Source organism: Microbacterium sp. AC145 (assembly GCF_979258505.1).
In genome coordinates, this window is the sequence record NZ_OZ409859.1 from 1,342,157 (window position 1) to 1,363,249 (window position 21,093).

Below are 21,093 nucleotides of genomic sequence, written 5' to 3' on the forward strand. Positions count from 1 at the left end.
GGGAGACTAGAGCAATGCTCCGCGTGCTCACGGCCGGCGAATCGCACGGCCCAGAACTCATTGCCGTCATGGAGGGACTGCCCTCCGGCGTCCCGGTGTCGTCCGAGGCCATCCAAGCCGATCTGGCTCGACGCAAGCTCGGCTACGGTCGCGGCTCCCGTATGAAGTTCGAGCAGGATGAGCTCACGATCTCGGGCGGTGTCCGCCACGGCAAGACGCTCGGCAGCCCGATCGCGCTGCGCATCGGCAACACCGAGTGGCCGAAGTGGATCGAGGTCATGAACCCCGAGCCCGTCGAACTCACCGACAAGTCGAGGGGCCGCAGCGCGCCGCTCACCCGGCCGCGGCCCGGCCATGCCGATCTCGTGGGCATGCAGAAGTACGACTTCGACGAGGCGCGTCCGATCCTCGAGCGTGCGAGCGCCCGTGAGACCGCAGCTCGCGTCGCGCTCGGCGCCATCGCCCGCTCGTTCCTCGGCGAGCTCGGCATCCGCCTGGTCAGCCACACGCTCTCCATCGGTCCGGTGCGGGTTCCCGAGGGCAGCGCGCTCCCGACGCCCGACGACGTCGAGGCATTGGATGCCGATCCGCTGCGCTGCTTCGACCCCACCACCTCGGCGCTCATGGTCGCCGAGGTCGATGACGCCAAGAAGGACGGCGACACCCTCGGCGGAATCGTCGAGGTGCTCGCGTACGGTCTGCCGCCGGGACTCGGTTCGCACGTGCACTGGGACCGTCGGCTCGACGCCCGTCTCGCGCAGGCCCTCATGAGCATCCAGGCGATCAAGGGCGTCGAGGTCGGAGACGGTTTCGAGACCACCCGGCGCCGCGGCTCTGCCGCTCACGACGAGCTGTTCGCGACTCCGGACGGCATCAGCCGCGGCTCCGACCGTGCTGGAGGCACCGAGGGTGGCATGTCGACCGGAACCGTGTTGCGCGTCCGCGCCGGCATGAAGCCGATCGCCACCGTGCCGCACGCGCTGCGCACGATCGACATCGCAAGCGGTGAGGATGCCACGGCGCACCACCAGCGGTCGGACGTGTGCGCGGTGCCTGCGGCGGGAGTCGTGGCCGAGGCCATGGTCGCTGTCGAGCTCGCACGCGCGGTGCTCGAGAAGTTCGGTGGTGACAGCATCCGCGAGACCCGGCGCAACGTCGAGGGATACCTCGAGGGAATCCCCGCCGAGCTGCGGACGACGCCTGCGTCCGAGGCCGCGCTCATCGCGCATGACGAGCGCGACTGAGTCCCTGACGCTGGTGCTCGTCGGCCCGATGGCGTCCGGCAAGACCAGCATCGGGCGGAGGGTCGCACGTGCGCTCGCGCTGCCGTTCGTCGATACGGACAAGCGGGTCGTCGCGGAGCACGGGTCGATCCCGTCGATCTTCGAGGCGCATGGAGAACAGCATTTCCGCACCTTGGAGCGCTCCGCGGTGGCCACTGCACTCGCCGAGGGTGGGGTGATCTCGCTCGGGGGCGGCGCGGTGACCGACGCCGCAACCCGTGGTCTGCTTCGCGAGCACCCTGTCGTGTTCCTGACGGTGAGCCCCTCGGCGGTCGCCGATCGGATCGCCACCGGAGGGCGCCCGTTGCTCGAGGGCGAGGACCCGGTGACCCGCTGGACGGAGATCTTCGAGGCGCGCCGAGCCTGGTACGACGAGGTCGCGAGTGTGACGTTCGACACGTCCAGGCGGCCGATGCAGCGGATCGCCGAAGACATCGTGGCATGGAGGAGAGATCAGAGATGAGTACGACGACAATCACGGTCACCGGGGAGTCCCCCTACGACATCACGATCGGCCGCGGCATCCTCGACCGCGTGTCCGCGGCGCTGGCTCCGAGCGTGCGGAAGGTGCTCGTCGTGCACCCGCCGACGCTCGCCGCACGCGCCGCAGAACTGCGCGACCGGCTGCTGGCCGATGTCAGCGAGGGGCCCCGTGAGGTGCTGCTCGCCGAGGTACCGGATGCCGAGCAGGGAAAACGGGTCGAGGTCGCGGCATTCTGCTGGCAGGTCATGGGCCAGGCCGACTTCACCCGCACGGATGCCGTCGTCGGATACGGAGGCGGCGCGGTCACGGATCTCGCCGGCTTCGTCGCCGCGACCTGGCTTCGCGGCGTACAGGTCGTGCACGTGCCCACCACCGTTCTCGGACTCGTCGACGCCTCGGTCGGCGGCAAGACCGGCATCAACACGGCCGAGGGCAAGAACCTCGTCGGCGCGTTCTGGGCGCCTCGCGCTGTGATCGGCGACCTCGACGAGCTGGCGAGCCTCAGCCCGAACGAGGCGACGGCAGGTTTCGCGGAGGTGGTGAAGGCCGGGTTCATCTGGGCACCGGAGATCCTCGACATCGTCGAGGCCGACCCGGCTCGCGCGGTCGACACGTCGACTGCGGAGTTCCGTCGGGCGATCGAGCTCGCGATCGACATGAAGGCGACGGTGGTCTCGAGCGACTTCCGCGAAGCCGGACAGCGGGAGATCCTCAACTACGGGCACACCCTCGGGCACGCGATCGAGCACTCGGAGCGCTATCGCTGGCGTCACGGCGCGGCGGTCTCGGTGGGGATGCTGTACGCGGCCGAGCTCTCGCGGCTCGCCGGACGCCTCTCGGATTCCGCCGCCGAACGGCATCGGACGGTTCTCGAATCACTCGGTCTTCCCACCTCTTATCGCGCGGGCGCGTGGCAGCAGCTGCTCGCGACCATGCAGCGCGACAAGAAGAGCCGCGGCGGAATGCTCCGGTTCATCCTGCTCGACGACATCGCGAAGCCGACGGTGCTGCAGGCTCCCGATGAGTCGCTGCTCTTCGCGGCCTACCAGGAGATCGGCGCATGACCAGGCGGCTGCTCCTGGTCAACGGACCCAACCTCAACCTGCTCGGTACGCGTGAGCCCGACGTGTACGGCACCGCGACGCTCGCGGATGTCGAGCTTCTGACGCGCGCGGCTGCGAACGAGGCCGGCTTCGACCTGCGGGCGATCCAGAGCAACCACGAGGGGGTGCTGATCGATGCCATCCATGCCGCGCGCGAGGACTGCGTGGGCATCGTGATCAATCCCGGGGGGCTCACGCACACCTCCGTCGCGCTGCGCGATGCGCTCACCGGAGTGAACCTGCCCTTCGCAGAGGTTCACATCTCCGACGTCCATGCGCGGGAGGCTTTCCGTCATCATTCCTACCTGGACGATGTCGCCGCGGTCCGCGTGATCGGCGAGGGCGTCGATGGCTACGCGAGCGCTGTGCGGCAGCTCACCGCCCTCATCGCGTAGAATCGACTCTCGGCCCACCCAGTCCACCGGGACGTGAACGGCCCCCAGACTCTAGAAACGGAAAGTCCAGCGCATGGCATCTACCGCAGACATCAAGAACGGCGTGGTCCTCAGCATCGAGAAGCAGCTCTGGAGCGTCGTCGAGTTCCAGCACGTCAAGCCCGGCAAGGGTGGTGCTTTCGTGCGCACCAAGCTCAAGAACGTCATGAGCGGCAAGGTCGTCGACAAGACGTTCAACGCCGGTGCGAAGATCGAGATCGAGAACGTCGACCGCCGTGACTACACGTACCTGTACACCGACGGTGACGGATACGTGTTCATGGATCAGACCGACTACGACCAGATCACGGTCCCTGCCGCGACCGTCGGCGACGCGAAGAACTTCCTGCTCGAGAACCAGCAGGTCACGATCGCGCTCAACAACGGCAACCCGCTGTACATCGATCTTCCGGCGTCCGTGATCCTCGAGATCACCTACTCCGAGCCGGGCGTGCAGGGCGATCGTTCGTCGGCTGGCACGAAGCCCGCCACGCTCGAGACCGGCTACGAGATCCAGGTGCCGCTCTTCGTCGAGACCGGCACCAAGGTCAAGGTCGACACGCGCACCGGCGACTACCTCGGTCGCGAGAAGTAAGGCGTGAGCGCCCGTACGAAGGCGCGCAAGCGCGCACTAGACATCCTGTTCTCCGCCGACGTCCGTGGCGACGAGGTCGGCGTCGCGCTGGCCTCCGAGGCGAAGCGGGCGGCTTCCGAGCCTGCTCGGGAGGCTTCCTGGCTCTACGCCCGCGAAGTGGTCGACGGCATCATCGACCACCGCGACGAGATCGATGAGCAGATCACGACCCACAGTCGCGACTGGAAGCTCGAGCGGATGCCCGCGGTCGACCGCGCGTTGCTGCGTATCGGCGTCTGGGAGATCCTGTTCAACGACGAGATCCCGACCGCCGTCGCGATCGATGAGGCGGTCGAGCTCGCCAAGGAGTTCTCGACCGACGATTCCGGCGCGTTCGTGCACGGCGTTCTGGCACGGGTGGCCCGCGCCGTCTGAGGGCTTAGCCGCGGTCCGACATCGTCGATGTCGGTACCCGCGGGAAGGATGAGGGCATGTCCGCGCCGCACGTCGATCTCCGCGAGATCATGCAGATCACCGACGCCGGTGGATACAAGCGAGGTCTTGCGTACTTCCGCGAGGGCAACGTGCTCGATGTGGTGTGGCATGAGGATCTGCTCGAACTCGAAGGTCATGTGCGTGGCGGCCCGGAGACGCCCTATCTCACCGAGATCACGTTCATCTCGTCCAACGGCAGGCGCCGCATGCGAACGACGCGATGCTCCTGCCCGGTGCGTTCGGGATGCAAGCACGTCGTCGCGACCGTGCTGGCCTCTAACGTCCACGAGTACTCACAGCAGGCTGCCGCACTCGAGGTCGCTCCCGAGCCCTCGAAGACGCCGCAGAAGCCCGCAGCGACCTCCTGGCGCACACTGCTCGACCCGGAGGTCGTTCGCCACGCCCAACCGCTCGCTCTGGGCGTCGAGCTCCGCCATCGCGAATCGCGGGCGGAGAGCCACTGGGGGCCCCGCCCGATGCGCACGGCCACACTCCGAGATCTGGCCCGGCCTTCTGGTGAGCTACTGCTCGCCGTTCGCCCTCTCATGCGCAGCGCGCAGACCGGTTCCTGGATCCAGGGGCACGCCGGGTGGGATGCGGTCCGCCGAGATGCCGCACAGTTCGGTCGTGCGCAGACGCGCTGGTTCGGCGATCTGCTGAGCCTCTCCCGTGACTCGCTCCTGTCGGGCAACGCAGGCGAATGGCTCGTCGTGGACCAGATCGAGTCTGCTCTGCTCTGGGGTCATCTTCGAAGCGGCGCCGATCTCGGCATCCCGCTCGTCCCGAGCCAGAAGAGCGCCTCGGTGCGGCTGGCCGGCGCTGCGACCGTCGCTGCCGCGATCACCCGAGCCGACGACGGATCGCTGTCGGTCGGGGCCGATGTGACGGTGGACGGCATCACGGTCGCGGCAGCAGACGCGCATCCGATCGGCAGGACCGGTCTCTACACCGCGCGACTCACCGGCAATCGCATGGAGATCGTGCTGGCCGAGTCGCCGCTCAGCGAGCAGACGCGCACGCTTCTCGCTGCTTCGGCTCCGGTGCTGGTCCCGGCGACCGAGGAACAGGCGTTCATCGACGACGCCTATCCGCTGCTCGCCCGACGCGCTTCCGTTCGCGCCGTCGGAGCGGTGGATCTCCCCGAGGTGCCCGAACCCTCACCTGTGCTCACCGTCGTCTTCGAGCGCGGAGACGTCGTGAGCTACGAGTTCCGCTGGTCGTACGGCAGCTTCGGAACCGTACCCTTCGCGTGGAACCCCTCCGCGGTGCGGGATGCCGCCGTCGAGGCTGACCGACGGGCCGAGATCGAGGCTGTCTGGCAGGAGCACCGTGCCACGACGTTCCGCCCCGCGGGATCGCTGCACGACATCGATGCGGCGGACTTCGTCGCGCAGCTCGTGCCGGCGCTGCAGGATCGCGGAGTGCAGATCGACTCGCAGGGTCAGCGCAAGGACTATCGGGAGCTCACGGGCGATCCGCAGGTCACAGTCACGACGGTGGAGTCCACGGATTCCGACTGGTTCGATCTCGGCATCCTCGTCTCGATCGACGGACGCAGCATTCCCTTCGGCCCGCTGTTCGCAGCGCTGAGCAAGGGGAAGAAGAAGCTGCTGCTCGCAGACGGCGGCTACTTCTCACTCAGCCATCCCGCGCTCGACCGCCTGCGCGACCTCATCGACGAGGCCGGGGAGCTCAACGAGTGGGAGACCGGCCCACGGATCAACCGCTACCAGGTCGATCTCTGGGAGGAGTTCGAGGATCTCGCCGATGAGGCCCAGCCTGCCGTCAGCTGGAGAGCGACGGCCGAGGGGCTGCGTCGAGCCGAGGGCGTACCTGCCACGCCGGTGCCGGCCGGCCTGCGCGCCGAACTGCGGTCGTATCAGAAGACCGGCTTCGACTGGCTCGCATTCCTCTGGAAGCATCGACTCGGCGGAATCCTCGCCGACGACATGGGACTCGGCAAGACCCTGCAGCTGCTCACTTTCATCCAGCACGCGAGGGAGAGCGGGGAGGAGCGTCCGTTCCTCGTGCTCGCTCCCACCTCCGTCCTCAGCACCTGGCGGACGGAGGCTGCACGATTCACTCCCGAGCTGCGGGTCGCGGTCGTGGAGACCACGAGCTCGACGCGAACGACGGGGCTGCGTGCCGCCGCGGCGACAGCAGACGTCGTCGTGAGCTCGTACACGGTCGCGAGACTCGACGAGGACGAGTTCCGCGAGGTGGAATGGGCGGGACTGATCCTCGACGAGGCGCAATTCGTCAAGAACCCGAAGACCAAGCTCCATCGCGCGATCTCGACATTCCGCTCCGACGTGACGTATGCCGTGACCGGAACGCCGATGGAGAACAGCCTGACGGAGCTGTGGTCGCTGCTGAAGCTCGCAGCCCCTGGTCTCTTCCCCTCGGCCCGCAAGTTCCGGGATCGCTACGTCCAGCCCATCGAGAAGGGCAAGGTCCCCGAGAACGAGGAGGGCGGCGAGTATCGTGCTCGGCGCCTCGCCCAGCTGCGCCGTCGCATCCGTCCGCTCATGCTGCGGCGCACCAAGGAGCTCGTCGCGTCTGACCTGCCGGCGAAGCAGGAACAGCTTCTCGAGGTCGAACTCAGTCCGGCGCATCGGGAGCTCTACGACGTCGTGCTCCAACGCGAGCGGCAGAAGGTTCTCGGGCTGCTCGACGATCTCGACCGCAATCGCTTCATCGTCTTCCGATCGCTCACCCTGTTGCGAATGCTCAGTCTCGCTCCGGAGCTGATCGACGAGAACGATGCGGAGATCGGTTCGAGCAAACTCGACACGCTGCTCGATCGCGTGGTCGAGCTGCAGGCGGAGGGGCATCGCGCGCTGGTCTTCAGCCAGTTCACCTCCTTCCTCGATCTCGCCGCAGCCAGACTCGACGAGGCGGGGATCCCGTACGCCCACCTCGACGGATCGACTCGGCGCCGCCAGGACGTCGTGGACTCGTTCAGGGCGGGGGAGCAGCCGGTGTTCCTCATCAGCCTGAAGGCCGGCGGCTTCGGTCTCACCCTCACCGAGGCCGATTACGTCTTCCTCCTCGATCCGTGGTGGAATCCTGCGGCCGAGGCCCAGGCAGTCGATCGCACGCACCGCATCGGACAGACCAATCAGGTGTTCGTCTACCGCATGATCTCGACGGGCACGATCGAGGAGAAGGTGCTCGAGCTGCAGCGCCGCAAGGCGCGCCTGTTCACCGCCGTCATGGATGACGAACAGCTGTTCGCGCAGTCGCTCACCGCCGACGACATCCGCGGTCTCTTCGACGGCAGCTGATTTCTCCCGGCCGGTCACCGCGGGCGTACAGGGGCCCGCCGGTAGAATCGAACGGTTCACCTCAGGAGGATTGCATGCGGATCACCGGACTCGGCCACGCCGGGATGTTCATCGAGACGGTCGGCGGGAACATCATCTGCGACCCGGTTCTGGGGCCGTCGTTCTTCGGCTCGTGGTTCCCTTTTCCCGACAACCGCGGGCTCGACTGGGAGCGCTTCGGGCGCGACGCCGACTTCCTGTACATCTCGCACCGGCACCGCGATCACTTCGATCCCGCCCTGCTCGAGCGGTACATCCGCAAGGACATCGAGGTGCTCCTGCCCGAGTACCCGATCGATGACCTCGAACAGGACATCCGCGCTCTCGGATACACGAACATCACCTACGCACCCGCGGGGCAGATCATCGAACGCGGCGACCTGAAGATCATGATCACGCCGCTGCGTGCCCCCAGCGACGGTCCCATCGGCGATTCCTCCCTCAGCGTGGACGACGGGACCGGATCGGTGCTCAATCAGAACGACTCACACCCGCTCGACCTCGAGACCCTGCTGCACTTCGGCAAGCCCGACGCGTACTTCACCCAGGTCTCGGGCGCCATCTGGTGGCCGATGGTCTACGACCTCCCCCTCGATGCGAAGCAGAACTTCGCGCGTCTGAAGCGTGAAGCGCAGAACAAGCGCGCCATGTACTACATCGACAAGGTCGACGCCCCGCATGTCTTCCCGATGGCAGGGCCGCCCATGTTCCTCCGCGACGACCTGTTCGACTTCAACGGCGTCGGGCGCAACGGCGAATCGATCTTCACCGATCAGAAGCAGTTCCTCGCGCACATGAAGGAGCTGTCGCCGCAGTATGCCGGACACCTTTTCGTTCCGGGCACCGTCGTCACGGTCGACGGCGGCGAGGTCACCACCGAGCAATCGCTGTACTCCGAGGCAGAGCTCGCCCACATCTTCGACGAGAAGTGGGACTATCTCGACGAGCAGCGCGCGAGCCGGCAGGACGAGATCCGCGACGAGGAGGCCGCTCGCGCCGAGGTGCTTCCGGCGGCCGAGATGCTCGAGGCCCTCAAGACCTGGTGGGAACCACTGCTCAAGAAGTCGCGCACGATCCGACTCGGCGTCGGAGGATGCGTGCGCTTCAAGATCGGCGACCTCGACATGGTCGTGGACTTCCCCCGGGCAAAGGTCCGCGAGTATGCGGGGGAGGAGTGCATCTACTGGTACACGATCCCCGCCGAGCTCGTCTCCACCAACATCCGCGATCACGAGATCGACTGGTCCAACTCCATCTTCCTGTCGATGCAGTTCAGCGTCGGACGCAGCGGAAAATTCAACGAGTTCCTCACGACCTTCCTCAAGTGTCTGTCGGTCGACCGCATCGAGTACGTCGAGAACTGGTACCAGGAGCAGACCGATCAGACGGAGGACGCCGAGGTCGGCGACTGGATCGTGCAGCGGCGCTGCCCCCATCTGCGCGCAGATCTCACCCGTACCGGCACCGTCGATGAGAACGGCATCCTGACCTGCAGCATGCATGACTGGAAGTGGGATCTGAAGTCCGGCCGCTGCCTGTCGACGAGTGGGCACCCGATCCGTGCGACGAAGATCGACGAAGTCACGGACGCCGTTCTGCGCGAGGCCAGCTGAGGTGCCCGTCGGCTCGCACCCGCAGGGATCGGGCCGGGATGCTCGAACTTCGCGGCTGCGGTTCGAGGGCCCGTTCCGCGGCGCCCGATGGGTCGTGAGATCGGATGCTCCGCGATTGGTGCACATCGCCACGGAGTTCCTTCAGGAGCAGGGGTTCGAGACCCGCGGCGACGGCTTCGATGACGTGCTCCGTGAGCAGGGTTCTGACTGGACGGTCTCCACCCTCGAGATCGGCGACGAGAGACGTTCGCGTCGCGGATTCTGGCAGGGGCTCCTGACCGATGAGCTGCCGTTCCCGCTTCCGCGCGCGCTCCAGCACTCCATTCCGCCGACGCTCGTCGTCGTCGCGGCTCGCCGGGCAGCCACCGGGGTCGCCGAACTCGTGGTGTTCCCGCATGTCTCCCGCCGCGGTGATGCGGAGTACGCGCGGGCAGCAGGACCGCGCATCCGCGCAGCGCTCGAGGGCATCACCTCTGCGGCGGGCGCCGAAGGTGCCATGGTCTCGCACGAGTCCCTCCGCGGCGTTCCCGATGACGGCGCCCCGTTCTCGCAGGCGGTGGTCCGCGAGGTTCTCGGGTGGCGATGAGGTCGCGCTAGACTGGTGGCATCAAGCAACCTTTAACACCGTCCTGTGAGGCGGAGAAGGGAGCGGCTGATGAGTGCACGCACCGTACTGCACGAAGCCGATATCTCGCGGGCTCTCACCCGCATCGCACATGAGATCCTCGAATCGAATCGAGGGGCTGAGAATCTCGTCCTGCTGGGCATTCCGACCCGCGGCGTGACCCTCGCCCGACGCCTCGCCTCGGTCATCGGAGAGATCGCCGATACTACTGTTCCGGTGGGTGCTCTCGACGTCACGATGTTCCGCGACGATCTCGCGAAGCATCCGACACGGTCGCCGCGACCGACGGAGATCCCCGACGGCGGGATCGACGCCAAGACGGTCGTCCTCGTCGACGATGTGCTCTTCTCCGGCCGCAGCATCCGCGCCGCTCTCGATGCTCTGCAGTCGATAGGTCGCCCCGCGGTCGTGCGCCTCGCAATCCTCGTCGACCGCGGCCACCGCGAACTGCCGATCCGCCCCGACTTCGTCGGCAAGAACATCCCGTCCTCCCGGCAGGAGCGTGTCAACGTGCGCCTCACCGAAGACGACGGCGCCGAAGAGGTGACGATCGAAGCATGAGACATCTCCTCGACACCCGCACCCTCGACCGCGAGACCGCCCTGCGCATCCTCGACGTCGCCGAGGACATGTCCGACACGCAGTCCCGCGAGGTCAAGAAGCTCCCGACGCTGCGCGGCAAGACCGTCGTCAACCTCTTCTTCGAGGATTCCACCCGCACGCGCATCTCGTTCGAGGCCGCCGCCAAGCGGTTGTCCGCTGACGTCATCAACTTCGCGGCCAAGGGGTCGAGCGTGTCGAAGGGCGAGAGCCTCAAGGACACGGCTCAGACCCTGCAGGCGATGGGAGCGGATGCCGTGGTCATCCGCCACCATGCGTCCGGCGCACCGCAGACGCTGGCAACCAGCGGCTGGATCTCGGCCGGTGTCGTGAACGCGGGCGACGGCACCCACGAGCATCCCACCCAGGCGCTGCTCGATGCCTTCACCATCCGCAAGCGGCGTTTCGGTGCCGACAGTCGCGGGCGCGATCTCAGCGGCACCAGCGTCGTGATCGTGGGAGATGTGCTGCATTCGCGCGTCGCTCGCTCGAACGTGTGGTTGCTGACGACGCTCGGCGCCGACGTCACCCTGGTCTCACCGCCGACGCTCGTTCCGCAGAACGTCTCTCGCTGGCCCGTGCGGGTCGTGTACGACCTCGATCAGGCGCTCGCCCACGGGCCCGACGCCGTGATGATGCTGCGCATCCAGCTCGAGCGCATGAACGCGGCGTATTTCCCCACTGAGCGGGAATATTCCAGACGATGGGGTCTTGACGCACTGCGGGTCGCAGGCCTTCCGGACGGTAGCATTGTCATGCACCCCGGACCCATGAACCGTGGGTTGGAGATCTCTTCAGAAGCCGCCGATTCACCGCGCTCGACGGTGTTGGAACAGGTGACTAACGGGGTGTCCATCCGAATGGCAGTGCTGTACCTGCTTCTTGCAGGGGAACGAGACGACGAACGAGGGGGAGACCAGTGAGCGAGACCCTCGTCATCACCGGCGCACAGCTGCTCGGCGCGGAGAGCGCCGACATCATCGTGGAGAACGGCGTCATCGCTGAGATCGGCACCGGGCTCAGCCGCTCGGGCGCACGCGTCATCGACGCCTCCGGCCTGGTCGCGCTTCCCGGTCTCGTCGATCTGCACACGCATCTGCGCGAGCCCGGCTACGAAGCGTCCGAGACGATACTCACCGGCACCCGCGCTGCTGCTGCCGGCGGCTTCACCGCCGTCTTCGCGATGCCCAACACCTCGCCCGTGGCAGACACGGCTGGTGTGGTCGAGCAGGAGCTCGCACTCGGTGAGGCCGCACGCTACGCGACGGTGCAGCCCATCGGGGCCGTGACGGTCGGACAGAAGGGCGAGCGTCTCGCCGAGCTCGGAGCGATGGCGACCTCGCGCGCCCGGGTACGCGTCTTCAGCGACGACGGCTTCTGCGTGTTCGACCCGCTGATCATGCGCCGCGCGCTCGAGTACGTGAAGTCCTTCGGCGGAGTGATCGCACAGCACGCTCAGGATCCGCGTCTCACCGAGGGCGCGCAGATGAATGAGGGCGTGGTCTCGGCGGAGCTCGGCCTCGCCGGCTGGCCCGCGGTGGCTGAGGAGTCGATCATCGCGCGCGATGTTCTGCTGGCCGAGCACGTGGGCTCTCGCCTGCACGTCTGCCATCTCTCGACCGCCGGTTCGGTCGACATCATCCGGTGGGCGAAGAAGCGCGGCATCGATGTGACCGCCGAAGTCACGCCGCACCACCTGCTGCTGACCGACGAACTCGTGCGCGGGTACGACGCGCGGTACAAGGTCAACCCGCCGCTGCGTCGTGAAGAAGATGTGCTCGCGGTGCGCGAGGGCCTGGCAGACGGGACGATCGACATCGTCGCGACCGATCACGCACCGCATCCCAGCGAGCACAAGGCCTGCGAATGGCAGGCTGCGGCAAACGGCATGGTGGGTCTCGAGAGCGCGCTGCGCGTGGTGCACCAGTCGATGGTCGCAACCGGCCTCATCGGATGGAATGACGTCGCGCGCGTGATGAGTGCGACGCCCGCGCATATCGGACGTCTGGACGGCCACGGCACGCCGCTCGAGGTCGGTGCGCCCGCTCACCTCGCCCTCTACGACGCGTCGGTCGCCGGAGTCTTCACCGAGGCCGACCTGCGCGGACGCAGCCGCAACTCCCCGTACCTCGGACGCGATCTTCCCGGCAGCGTCGAGTACACGGTGCACGGCGGTGTGCTCACGGTCGACGCCGGAAACGTGGTCGAGGAGCTTCACGCATGATCCCCAGGGATCTCGCGATCGCGCTGATGATCGCTCTGGCGGTTCTCGTACTGCTCTCCATGCTGTTCGCCTGGCGACGACGACTCCGACGCGACGCCTCACTCGCGGCGCCCCTGGGCGTGCCGGAGCATGCCGAGGTCATCGATCGTCGCGCGGTGCTTTACGTGTCGACCACGAAGCACGATCAGCCGCTCGAGCGCCTGACCATGTCCCCTCTCGCATATCGCGCGCGGGGCGAGGTCGCGGTCACCGATCGGGGTGTGGCGCTCTGCCTCGACGGCGCGCCGACGGTGTTCCTGGCCTCGTCACGGCTCTCGAGCGTCGATCGCGCGACGGTCACCATCGACCGCGTGGTCGAACCGGGCGGCCTCGTGCGAATCGCCTGGAACGCAGACGACGACACGATCGTCGACTCCTACCTCCGTCTCACCGACGGAGACCCCCAGAACTTCATCTCAGAACTGCAGCGACTCGTCCCCGCCTCCGGCGCCTCGGACGACACCGCCGCCCCCGACACAGGAGCAACGTCATGACAGCCCTCCCCGAACCCGCCGTCCTCGTCCTCGAAGACGGGACCCGCCACACCGGCCGCGCGTACGGCGCCCTCGGCACCACGATCGGCGAGGTCGTCTTCGCCACCGGCATGTCCGGCTATCAGGAGACGCTCACCGACCCGTCGTACGCAGGACAGATCGTCCTGCAGACGGCGCCTCACATCGGCAACACGGGGATGAACGACGAGGACCCCGAGTCCCGCCGCATCTGGGTGGCCGGGTACATCGTGCGCGATCCCTCGCGCGTCGTCTCGAACTGGCGTGCGAACGCATCGCTCGACGAGATCCTCGTGCAGGACGGAATCATCGGCATCAGTGGCATCGACACCCGGTCGATCACGCGCCACATCCGGTCCGCCGGCTCGATGCGCGGCGGCATCTTCTCGGGAGAGGCCGCGCACCTCGATCCCGCGGAGCAGCTGCGCATCGTCGGCGAGGCACCGCAGATGGCCGGCCAGAACCTCTCGGCACAGGTGTCGGTCGACGTCGCCACGGTGACGACCGCCATGGGGGAGAGGGTGGGCAACCTCGCCGTCCTCGATCTCGGCGTCAAGCAGGCCACGATCGACAACCTCGCAGCCCGCGGCTTCGAGGTGCACGTGCTGCCGCAGAACGTGACGATCGACGACATCCGGTCGGTCGACCCGGTCGCCGTGTTCTACTCGAACGGTCCCGGTGACCCTGCGGCATCCGGCGACCATGTCGAGCTGCTCCGCGCCGTGCTCGACGACGGACTTCCGTTCTTCGGCATCTGCTTCGGGAACCAGCTGCTCGGACGCGCTCTGGGGCTCGGCACCTACAAGCTGCCGTTCGGCCACCGCGGCATCAACCAGCCGGTGCTCGACAAGTCGACCGGACGCGTCGAGATCACCGCCCACAACCACGGCTTCGCGGTGGACGCGCCGCTGGAGGGTTCGTTCGACAGCCCCCACGGCTACGGCAAGGTCGAGGTCAGCCACGTGGGACTCAACGACAACGTGGTCGAGGGCCTGCGCGCCCTCGACATCCCCGCGTTCTCGGTTCAGTACCACCCGGAGGCTGCCGCCGGCCCGCACGATGCCAACTACCTCTTCGACCGGTTCCGCGACATGGTCATCGCGAGCAAGAAGGACACCAAGTAATGCCCAAGCGCGACGACATCAACTCCGTTCTCGTCATCGGCTCCGGCCCGATCGTCATCGGTCAGGCCTGCGAGTTCGACTACTCCGGCACCCAGGCGTGCCGTGTCCTCCGCGAGGAGGGCGTGCGGGTCATCCTGGTCAACTCCAACCCGGCGACCATCATGACCGACCCCGACTTCGCCGACGCGACGTACATCGAGCCGATCACCTGGCAGGTCATCGAGACCATCATCGCCAAGGAGCGTCCGGATGCCATTCTGCCGACCCTGGGCGGTCAGACCGCGCTGAACGCCGCGATCGAACTCCACAACCACGGCATCCTCGAGAAGTATGACGTCGAGCTGATCGGTGCGAGCTTCGAGGCGATCAACAAGGGCGAGGACCGTCAGATCTTCAAGCAGCTGGTGCTGGATGCCGGAGCCGACGTCGCGCGCAGCATCATCGCGCACACGATGGACGACCTGCTCGAGGGCGCCGCCGAGCTGGGCTACCCGCTCGTCGTCCGCCCTTCGTTCACCATGGGCGGGCTCGGCTCAGGCTTCGCGTACGACGAAGAGGATCTCCGCCGCATCGGCGGCGCAGGGCTCCGGGACTCGCCGACCACCGAGGTGCTCCTCGAGGAATCCATCCTCGGCTGGAAGGAGTACGAGCTCGAGCTCATGCGCGACACGGCCGACAACACGGTGGTCGTCTGCTCCATCGAGAACGTCGATCCGGTCGGTGTGCACACGGGTGACTCGATCACCGTCGCCCCCGCGCTGACTCTGACAGACCGTGAGTACCAGAAGCTCCGCGACATCGGCATCGACATCATCCGCGCCGTCGGCGTGGACACCGGGGGCTGCAACATCCAGTTCGCCGTCGACCCCAGCAACGGGCGCATCATCGTGATCGAGATGAACCCGCGCGTCTCGCGTTCGAGCGCTCTGGCCTCGAAGGCGACGGGCTTCCCGATCGCCAAGCTCGCCGCCAAGCTCGCCCTCGGCTACCGGCTCGATGAGATCCCGAACGACATCACCGGCGTGACTCCGGCGAGCTTCGAGCCCACGCTCGACTACGTCGTGGTCAAGGTTCCTCGATTCGCGTTCGAGAAGTTCCCGGCCGCCGACGCCACCCTCACGACGACCATGAAGTCTGTCGGCGAGGCGATGGCGATCGGACGCAACTACGCGACCGCGCTGCAGAAGGCGCTCCGATCGCTCGAGAAGCGCGGCTCCAGCTTCCACTGGGGCACGGAGGAGCGTTCGGTCGACGAGCTGCTCGAGATCTCGAAGATCCCGACCGACGGTCGCATCGTCACCCTGCAGCAGGCGCTGCGCAAGGGCGCGACGATCGAGCAGGCGTTCGATGCGACGGCCATCGACCCGTGGTTCATCGACCAGATCGTCCTGATCAACGAGGTCGCCGAGCTCGTGCGCACGGCGCCCGAGCTCGACGCCGCGACCCTTCGGTACGCCAAGGAGCACGGTTTCTCCGACGCTCAGATCGCTGAGCTGCGCGGCGAGGCCGAAGCCGAGATCCGCGGCCTTCGTCACGGTCTCGACATCCGCCCGGTGTTCAAGACCGTCGACACCTGCGCCGGCGAGTTCCCTGCTCTCACGCCCTACCACTACTCGAGCTACGACTTCGAGACCGAGGTCACGCCGTCGGATCGCACCAAGGTCGTGATCATCGGCTCCGGCCCCAACCGCATCGGCCAGGGTGTCGAGTTCGATTACTCGTGCGTGCACGCGTCGTTCGCGCTGTCGGATGCCGGCTTCGAGACCATCATGGTCAACTGCAACCCGGAAACCGTCTCGACCGACTACGACACGTCAGACCGGCTCTACTTCGAGCCGCTGACGCTGGAGGACGTGCTCGAGGTCCTCGATGCGGAAGCCGCGAGCGGAACCATCCTGGGCGTCGTCTGCCAGCTCGGCGGCCAGACCCCGCTGGGTCTCGCGAAGGGCATCGAGGCTGCGGGGTACACCGTGCTCGGCACCAGCCCCGCGGCGATCGACATCGCGGAGGAGCGCGAGCTCTTCTCGCAGCTGCTCGACTCGGCAGGGCTCGTCGCTCCGCGTCATGGCACCGCGATCGATGCCGACGGCGCGGTGGTCATCGCCGAGGAGATCGGCTACCCGGTGCTCGTCCGCCCGAGCTTCGTGCTGGGCGGCCGCGGCATGGAGATCGTCTACAGCTCGGAATCGCTGCGCGAGTACTTCGTGCGCACCGCGGGCGAGGTCGTCATCGAAGAGGGCAAGCCCCTGCTCGTCGACCGGTTCCTCGACGATGCGATCGAGCTCGACGTCGACGCGCTGTACGACGGCACCGAGCTGTTCATCGGCGGCGTGATGGAGCACCTCGAAGAGGCGGGCATCCACTCCGGCGACTCCAGCTGCACCCTTCCTCCCGTCTCGCTGGGACGCACCGACATCGACCGGGTGCGCGAGGCGACGCTGGCCATCGCCGAGGGCGTGGGCGTGCGCGGACTGCTGAACGTGCAGTTCGCGATCAGCGCCGGCGTCCTCTATGTCATCGAGGCCAATCCGCGCGCGAGCCGCACGGTGCCGTTCGTGTCGAAGGCGCTGGGCATTCCGATGGCCAAGGCTGCCAGCCGCGTGATGGTCGGATCGACCATCGCAGAGCTCCGGGCCGAGGGCATGCTGCCCGAGCAGGACGGTTCGCGTGTGCCTCTCGACGCCCCGGTCTCCGTGAAGGAGGCAGTGCTCCCCTTCAAGCGGTTCCGCACGGCCGACGGCAAGACCGTCGACTCGATCCTCGGCCCGGAGATGCGCTCGACGGGTGAGGTCATGGGCATCGATCGCGACTTCCCGACGGCGTTCGCCAAGAGCCAGGCGGCCGCGTACGGCGGTATGCCGACCTCGGGCACGGTGTTCATCTCGGTCGCCGACTCCGACAAGAGAGCGGTCATCCTGCCGGCGCACCGCCTGCAGCAGCTCGGGTTCACGATCGTCGCCACCGAGGGCACCGCCGAGATCCTGTCTCGCAATGGCATCGCGGTCACGGTCGTCGAGAAGTACAGCGAGACCCAGGAGACGGGCGCGACGAACATCGTCGATCTGATCAACGACGGGTCCATCGACATCGTCGTGAACACCCCGTCCGGTGGTGCAGCGCGTGCAGACGGTTACGAGATCCGCGCGGCGGCGGTCGCCGCGGACAAGGCACTGTTCACCACGATGGCCGTGCTCGGCGCCGCGGTGAGCGGTATGGACGCGGCGCACGAGGGCTTCCAGGTCAAGAGCCTGCAGGAGTACGCGCTCGACCGGAAGGCGGCGGTGTGAGCGCACGCTTCGGAGAGAGGGTCCGCGCGGCGCTCGACGCGCGCGGCCCCCTCTGCGTGGGCATCGATCCGCATTCCGCACTGCTCAGCAGCTGGGGGCTGTCGGACGACTCCTCGGGAGTGCGTGAGTTCGGGCTCCGGACGGTGGATGCCGCGGCCGGGCGCGTGGGGATCGTCAAACCGCAGGTGTCGTTCTTCGAGCGTTTCGGGTCCGCCGGTTTCGCTGCTCTCGAGGAGGTGATCGCCGCGGCCCGTGCCGCCGATCTCCTCGTGATCGCCGATGCGAAGCGGGGGGACATCGGCTCGACGATGGATGCATACGCCGCGGCGTGGCTGTCGCCCGGCTCGCCGCTCGAGGCCGATGCCCTGACCGTCAATCCGTACCTGGGGGTGGGCGCGCTCGACGGCGCCTTCGAGCTCGCGAACACGCACGGCAAGGGGCTCTTCGTGCTCGCCGCGACGAGCAATCCCGAGGCCACGGCACTGCAGCGATCCTCGTCGGCGACCGGCCGCACGGTCTCTGCAGACATCGTCTCGGTGGTCTCCGCGCGCAACGCCGCACACACCGAGCCAGGGGAGTGGGGCAGTTTCGGATTCGTGATCGGAGCGACCGTCGACTGGACGGACGCCGGTCTCGCCGCGTTCACGCCCTTCGCTCCGATCCTCGCTCCGGGGTTCGGGAGTCAGGGGGCGACACCGGCCGATCTGCGGCACCGCTTCGGTTCGATGAGCGCAACCGTGGTCGCGAGTGAGAGTCGCAGCATCCTCTCGGCGGGACCGGCCGGTCTCTCCGCCGCCATCGACGCTCGCGTCGCAGAGTACAGGGAGGCCGACCGTGGCTGAGTCCCGTCCGGTACCCGAGGTGGATCGCGTCGCCGCAGCACGTCGCGCGGTGGAGCGGCGGCGCGCGCGCGCGTCTCTCAAGCGTGACCTCACCACGCGGGTCGTGACGCCTCAGAGCGTCCTTGCGCGGGCGACGGCCGATGCCGATTCCGTCGAGGGCTCGATGCGGATCACCGACTTCCTCCTCGCTCTTCCCGCGATCGGCGCCGGAAAGCGCGACCGCATTCTCGCTGAACTCGGAATCTCGCCGGTCAAGAGGCTCGGGGGACTCGGGGTGCGTCAGCGAGTCGCGCTGGCTCAGTGGCTCGACGCCCGATTCCCCGTGACCGAGCCCCGCGGCGCGCGCAGTCGTCTGCTCGTTCTCGCCGGCCCCACAGCCGTCGGCAAGGGCACGGTCGCGGCTCACATCAGGGAACACCACCCCGAGATCCATCTCTCGGTCTCGGCGACGACGCGTCCGCCGCGGCCGGGTGAGATCGACGGCGTGCACTACTTCTTCGTCGATGACGCGGAGTTCGATCGCCTCATCGCGGAGCATGAGCTTCTGGAGTACGCGGTCGTGCACAACCGCTCGCGCTACGGCACGCCGCGCGCTCCGATCGACGCGGCACTCGCGGCAGGCAAGACGGTGCTGCTCGAGATCGACCTGCAGGGCGCGCGCCAGGTGCGCAAGGCTGAGCCGAAGGCGACCCTCATCTTCCTGTTGCCTCCCACCTGGGACGAACTGGTGCAGAGGCTGGTGGGTCGAGGCACCGAGGACGCAGAGGAGAGGGCCCGGCGCCTGCGCACGGCGAAGGTCGAATTGGCGGCGCAGAACGAGTTCGATCACCTCATCGTGAACGAGGACGTCGCCTCGGCTGCCGCCGAGGTCGTAGAATTGTCTTCAAGCTCTGCGCGCTGAGCGTCTTCGCGCGCCCGCTGCACCGTCTTCGCGACGATCCCGTCGCCTGATCAGGAGGTCCCACCATGGCCGGACACCACACCAACGGAATCATCGATCCCCCCATCGACAACCTGCTCGACCGTGTCGACTCGAAGTACGAGCTCGTGATCTACGCCGCCAAGCGCGCACGTCAGATCAACGACTACTACTCCGACCTGCACGAGGGAAACCTCTTCGACAACGTCGGACCGCTGGTCGACTCGTCCGTCGAGGACAAGCCGCTGACGATCGCTCTGCACGAGATCAACGAGGACAAGCTCCGTCTCCGTCACGCCGAGTGACGTCCGATGACCGCATCGCCGACTGATGTCGGCGGTGCGGTCCATCATGGGAGCCACCCCCGTCCTGCTGTCCGATTCCGTTCTGGAGCCCTGATGAGCGCGCTGCGTCTGTTCACGTCCGAGTCCGTCACCGAAGGGCACCCCGACAAGATCTGCGACCAGATCTCGGACAGCATCCTCGACGGCCTCCTCGCGAAGGACCCCGGATCGCGTGTCGCGGTCGAGACCCTCGTGACGACCGGACTCGTGCACGTGGCCGGCGAGATCCGCACCGAGGCATACGTCGACATCCCCACGATCGTCCGTCAGGTCGTCAACCGCATCGGCTACACGTCGAGCGACACCGGCTTCGACGGCGACTCCTGCGGCGTCAGCATCTCGGTGGGAGAGCAGTCGACCGACATCGCCCATGGCGTCGACAACGCCCAAGAGCACCGCGACGGCAGCTCCGTCGACCCGCTCGACGGTCTCGGGGCCGGCGATCAGGGCATCATGTTCGGTTTCGCCACGAACGAGACCCCGCAGCTGATGCCCATGGCCGCGTGGACCGCACATCGCATCGCGGAGCGCCTCGCCGAGGTCCGCCGCTCGGGCGTTCTGCCCTTCCTGCGCCCCGACGGCAAGACGCAGGTCACTCTCGGATACGACGGCTTCACGCCCAAGACGGTCGACGCGGTCGTGCTGTCGACCCAGCACCACCCCGACATCTCCCAGGACGAGATCAAGGCGCAGGTTCGAGAGCACGTCATCGATCCGATCCTGGCGACCACAGGTCTCGATCTCGACGACATCACGTACTACATCAACCCGGCCGGCCCCTTCGTGACCGGCGGCCCCAAGGGCGATGCCGGACTCACCGGACGCAAGATCATCATCGACACCTACGGCGGGGCGGCTCGTCACGGCGGTGGAGCATTCAGCGGCAAGGACCCCTCCAAGGTCGACCGCTCCGGCGCCTACGCCACACGCTGGGTGGCCAAGAATGCGGTCGCAGCGGGACTCGCCGATCGTCTCGAGGTGCAGGTCGCATATGCGATCGGTGTCGCTCGCCCCGTCGGCCTGTACGTCGAGACGTTCGGCACCGGCCGGGTGTCCGACGAGGTCATCACCCGTGCGATCGACGAGGTCTTCGATCTCCGTCCGCAGGCGATCATCGAAGAGCTCGACCTGCTGCGCCCGATCTACGCGCAGACCGCCGCATACGGTCACTTCGGCCGTGAGCTCCCGGACTTCGCCTGGGAGCGCACCGACCGCGCAGAAGATCTGCGACGCGCTGCCGGTCTCTGATGCGCGGGCCGCTGACG

Annotated in this window: 19 protein-coding genes; all 19 read left to right on the forward strand. The window is 67.3% G+C overall.

The window, feature by feature from the left end; all coding sequences use genetic code 11:
- Positions 1-14: 14 nt before the first annotated feature.
- The 19 genes from aroC to metK all read left to right on the forward strand — a co-directional run bounded on the left by aroC (position 15) and on the right by metK (position 21,076).
- The gene (gene aroC, locus ACZZZN_RS06595; protein ID WP_463504378.1) at positions 15-1,244 is read left to right on the forward strand and encodes a chorismate synthase; all 1,230 of its coding nucleotides are present in this window, start codon (positions 15-17) and stop codon (positions 1,242-1,244) included.
- A complete protein-coding gene (locus ACZZZN_RS06600) occupies positions 1,228-1,746 on the forward strand; it encodes a shikimate kinase (protein WP_463504379.1) in 519 nt (172 codons plus the stop codon). The genes aroC and ACZZZN_RS06600 overlap by 17 nt, the downstream gene beginning before the upstream one ends.
- A complete protein-coding gene (gene aroB / locus ACZZZN_RS06605; protein WP_463504380.1) occupies positions 1,743-2,831 on the forward strand; it encodes a 3-dehydroquinate synthase in 1,089 nt (362 codons plus the stop codon). The genes ACZZZN_RS06600 and aroB overlap by 4 nt, the downstream gene beginning before the upstream one ends.
- A complete protein-coding gene (aroQ, locus tag ACZZZN_RS06610) occupies positions 2,828-3,265 on the forward strand; it encodes a type II 3-dehydroquinate dehydratase (RefSeq protein WP_463504381.1) in 438 nt (145 codons plus the stop codon). Before aroB ends, aroQ begins: the two co-directional genes overlap by 4 nt.
- 73 nt (positions 3,266-3,338) lie before the next feature.
- Positions 3,339-3,899, forward strand: a complete 561-nt coding sequence (gene efp / locus ACZZZN_RS06615; protein WP_463504382.1) for an elongation factor P — start codon at positions 3,339-3,341, stop codon at positions 3,897-3,899.
- Between the two features lie 3 nt (positions 3,900-3,902).
- Entirely contained in the window at positions 3,903-4,313 is a 411-nt protein-coding gene (nusB, locus tag ACZZZN_RS06620; RefSeq protein WP_463504383.1) for a transcription antitermination factor NusB, read from the forward strand.
- A gap of 56 nt (positions 4,314-4,369) precedes the next feature.
- Positions 4,370-7,660, forward strand: coding sequence for a DEAD/DEAH box helicase (locus tag ACZZZN_RS06625; RefSeq protein WP_463504384.1), 3,291 nt, complete (start codon positions 4,370-4,372; stop codon positions 7,658-7,660).
- A gap of 74 nt (positions 7,661-7,734) precedes the next feature.
- Entirely contained in the window at positions 7,735-9,312 is a 1,578-nt protein-coding gene (locus ACZZZN_RS06630) for a Rieske 2Fe-2S domain-containing protein (RefSeq protein ID WP_463504385.1), read from the forward strand.
- 118 nt (positions 9,313-9,430) lie between these two features.
- A complete protein-coding gene (locus tag ACZZZN_RS06635; RefSeq protein WP_463504386.1) occupies positions 9,431-9,898 on the forward strand; it encodes a hypothetical protein in 468 nt (155 codons plus the stop codon).
- 69 nt (positions 9,899-9,967) lie between these two features.
- Positions 9,968-10,498, forward strand: a complete 531-nt coding sequence (pyrR, locus tag ACZZZN_RS06640) for a bifunctional pyr operon transcriptional regulator/uracil phosphoribosyltransferase PyrR (protein WP_463504387.1) — start codon at positions 9,968-9,970, stop codon at positions 10,496-10,498.
- The gene (locus ACZZZN_RS06645) at positions 10,495-11,460 is read left to right on the forward strand and encodes an aspartate carbamoyltransferase catalytic subunit (RefSeq protein ID WP_463504388.1); all 966 of its coding nucleotides are present in this window, start codon (positions 10,495-10,497) and stop codon (positions 11,458-11,460) included. Before pyrR ends, ACZZZN_RS06645 begins: the two co-directional genes overlap by 4 nt.
- Complete coding sequence (locus tag ACZZZN_RS06650; protein WP_463504389.1) at positions 11,457-12,761, forward strand: dihydroorotase; 1,305 nt, start codon at positions 11,457-11,459, stop codon at positions 12,759-12,761. Before ACZZZN_RS06645 ends, ACZZZN_RS06650 begins: the two co-directional genes overlap by 4 nt.
- The gene (locus ACZZZN_RS06655) at positions 12,758-13,294 is read left to right on the forward strand and encodes a PH-like domain-containing protein (RefSeq protein WP_463504390.1); all 537 of its coding nucleotides are present in this window, start codon (positions 12,758-12,760) and stop codon (positions 13,292-13,294) included. The genes ACZZZN_RS06650 and ACZZZN_RS06655 overlap by 4 nt, the downstream gene beginning before the upstream one ends.
- Entirely contained in the window at positions 13,291-14,436 is a 1,146-nt protein-coding gene (carA, locus tag ACZZZN_RS06660) for a glutamine-hydrolyzing carbamoyl-phosphate synthase small subunit (RefSeq protein WP_463504391.1), read from the forward strand. Before ACZZZN_RS06655 ends, carA begins: the two co-directional genes overlap by 4 nt.
- The gene (gene carB / locus ACZZZN_RS06665; RefSeq protein ID WP_463504392.1) at positions 14,436-17,723 is read left to right on the forward strand and encodes a carbamoyl-phosphate synthase large subunit; all 3,288 of its coding nucleotides are present in this window, start codon (positions 14,436-14,438) and stop codon (positions 17,721-17,723) included. The genes carA and carB overlap by 1 nt, the downstream gene beginning before the upstream one ends.
- The gene (gene pyrF, locus ACZZZN_RS06670) at positions 17,720-18,565 is read left to right on the forward strand and encodes an orotidine-5'-phosphate decarboxylase (protein WP_463504393.1); all 846 of its coding nucleotides are present in this window, start codon (positions 17,720-17,722) and stop codon (positions 18,563-18,565) included. Before carB ends, pyrF begins: the two co-directional genes overlap by 4 nt.
- Positions 18,558-19,466: a guanylate kinase gene (gene gmk, locus ACZZZN_RS06675; protein ID WP_463504394.1), complete on the forward strand. Its 909-nt coding sequence runs from the start codon at positions 18,558-18,560 to the stop codon at positions 19,464-19,466. The genes pyrF and gmk overlap by 8 nt, the downstream gene beginning before the upstream one ends.
- Positions 19,467-19,531: 65 nt before the next feature.
- Complete coding sequence (gene rpoZ / locus ACZZZN_RS06680; protein WP_042536631.1) at positions 19,532-19,789, forward strand: DNA-directed RNA polymerase subunit omega; 258 nt, start codon at positions 19,532-19,534, stop codon at positions 19,787-19,789.
- 93 nt (positions 19,790-19,882) lie between these two features.
- Positions 19,883-21,076 carry a methionine adenosyltransferase gene (gene metK, locus ACZZZN_RS06685; RefSeq protein WP_463504395.1) on the forward strand — a complete coding sequence of 398 codons (1,194 nt, stop codon included), beginning with the start codon at positions 19,883-19,885 and terminating at the stop codon, positions 21,074-21,076.
- Positions 21,077-21,093: the final 17 nt, after the last annotated feature.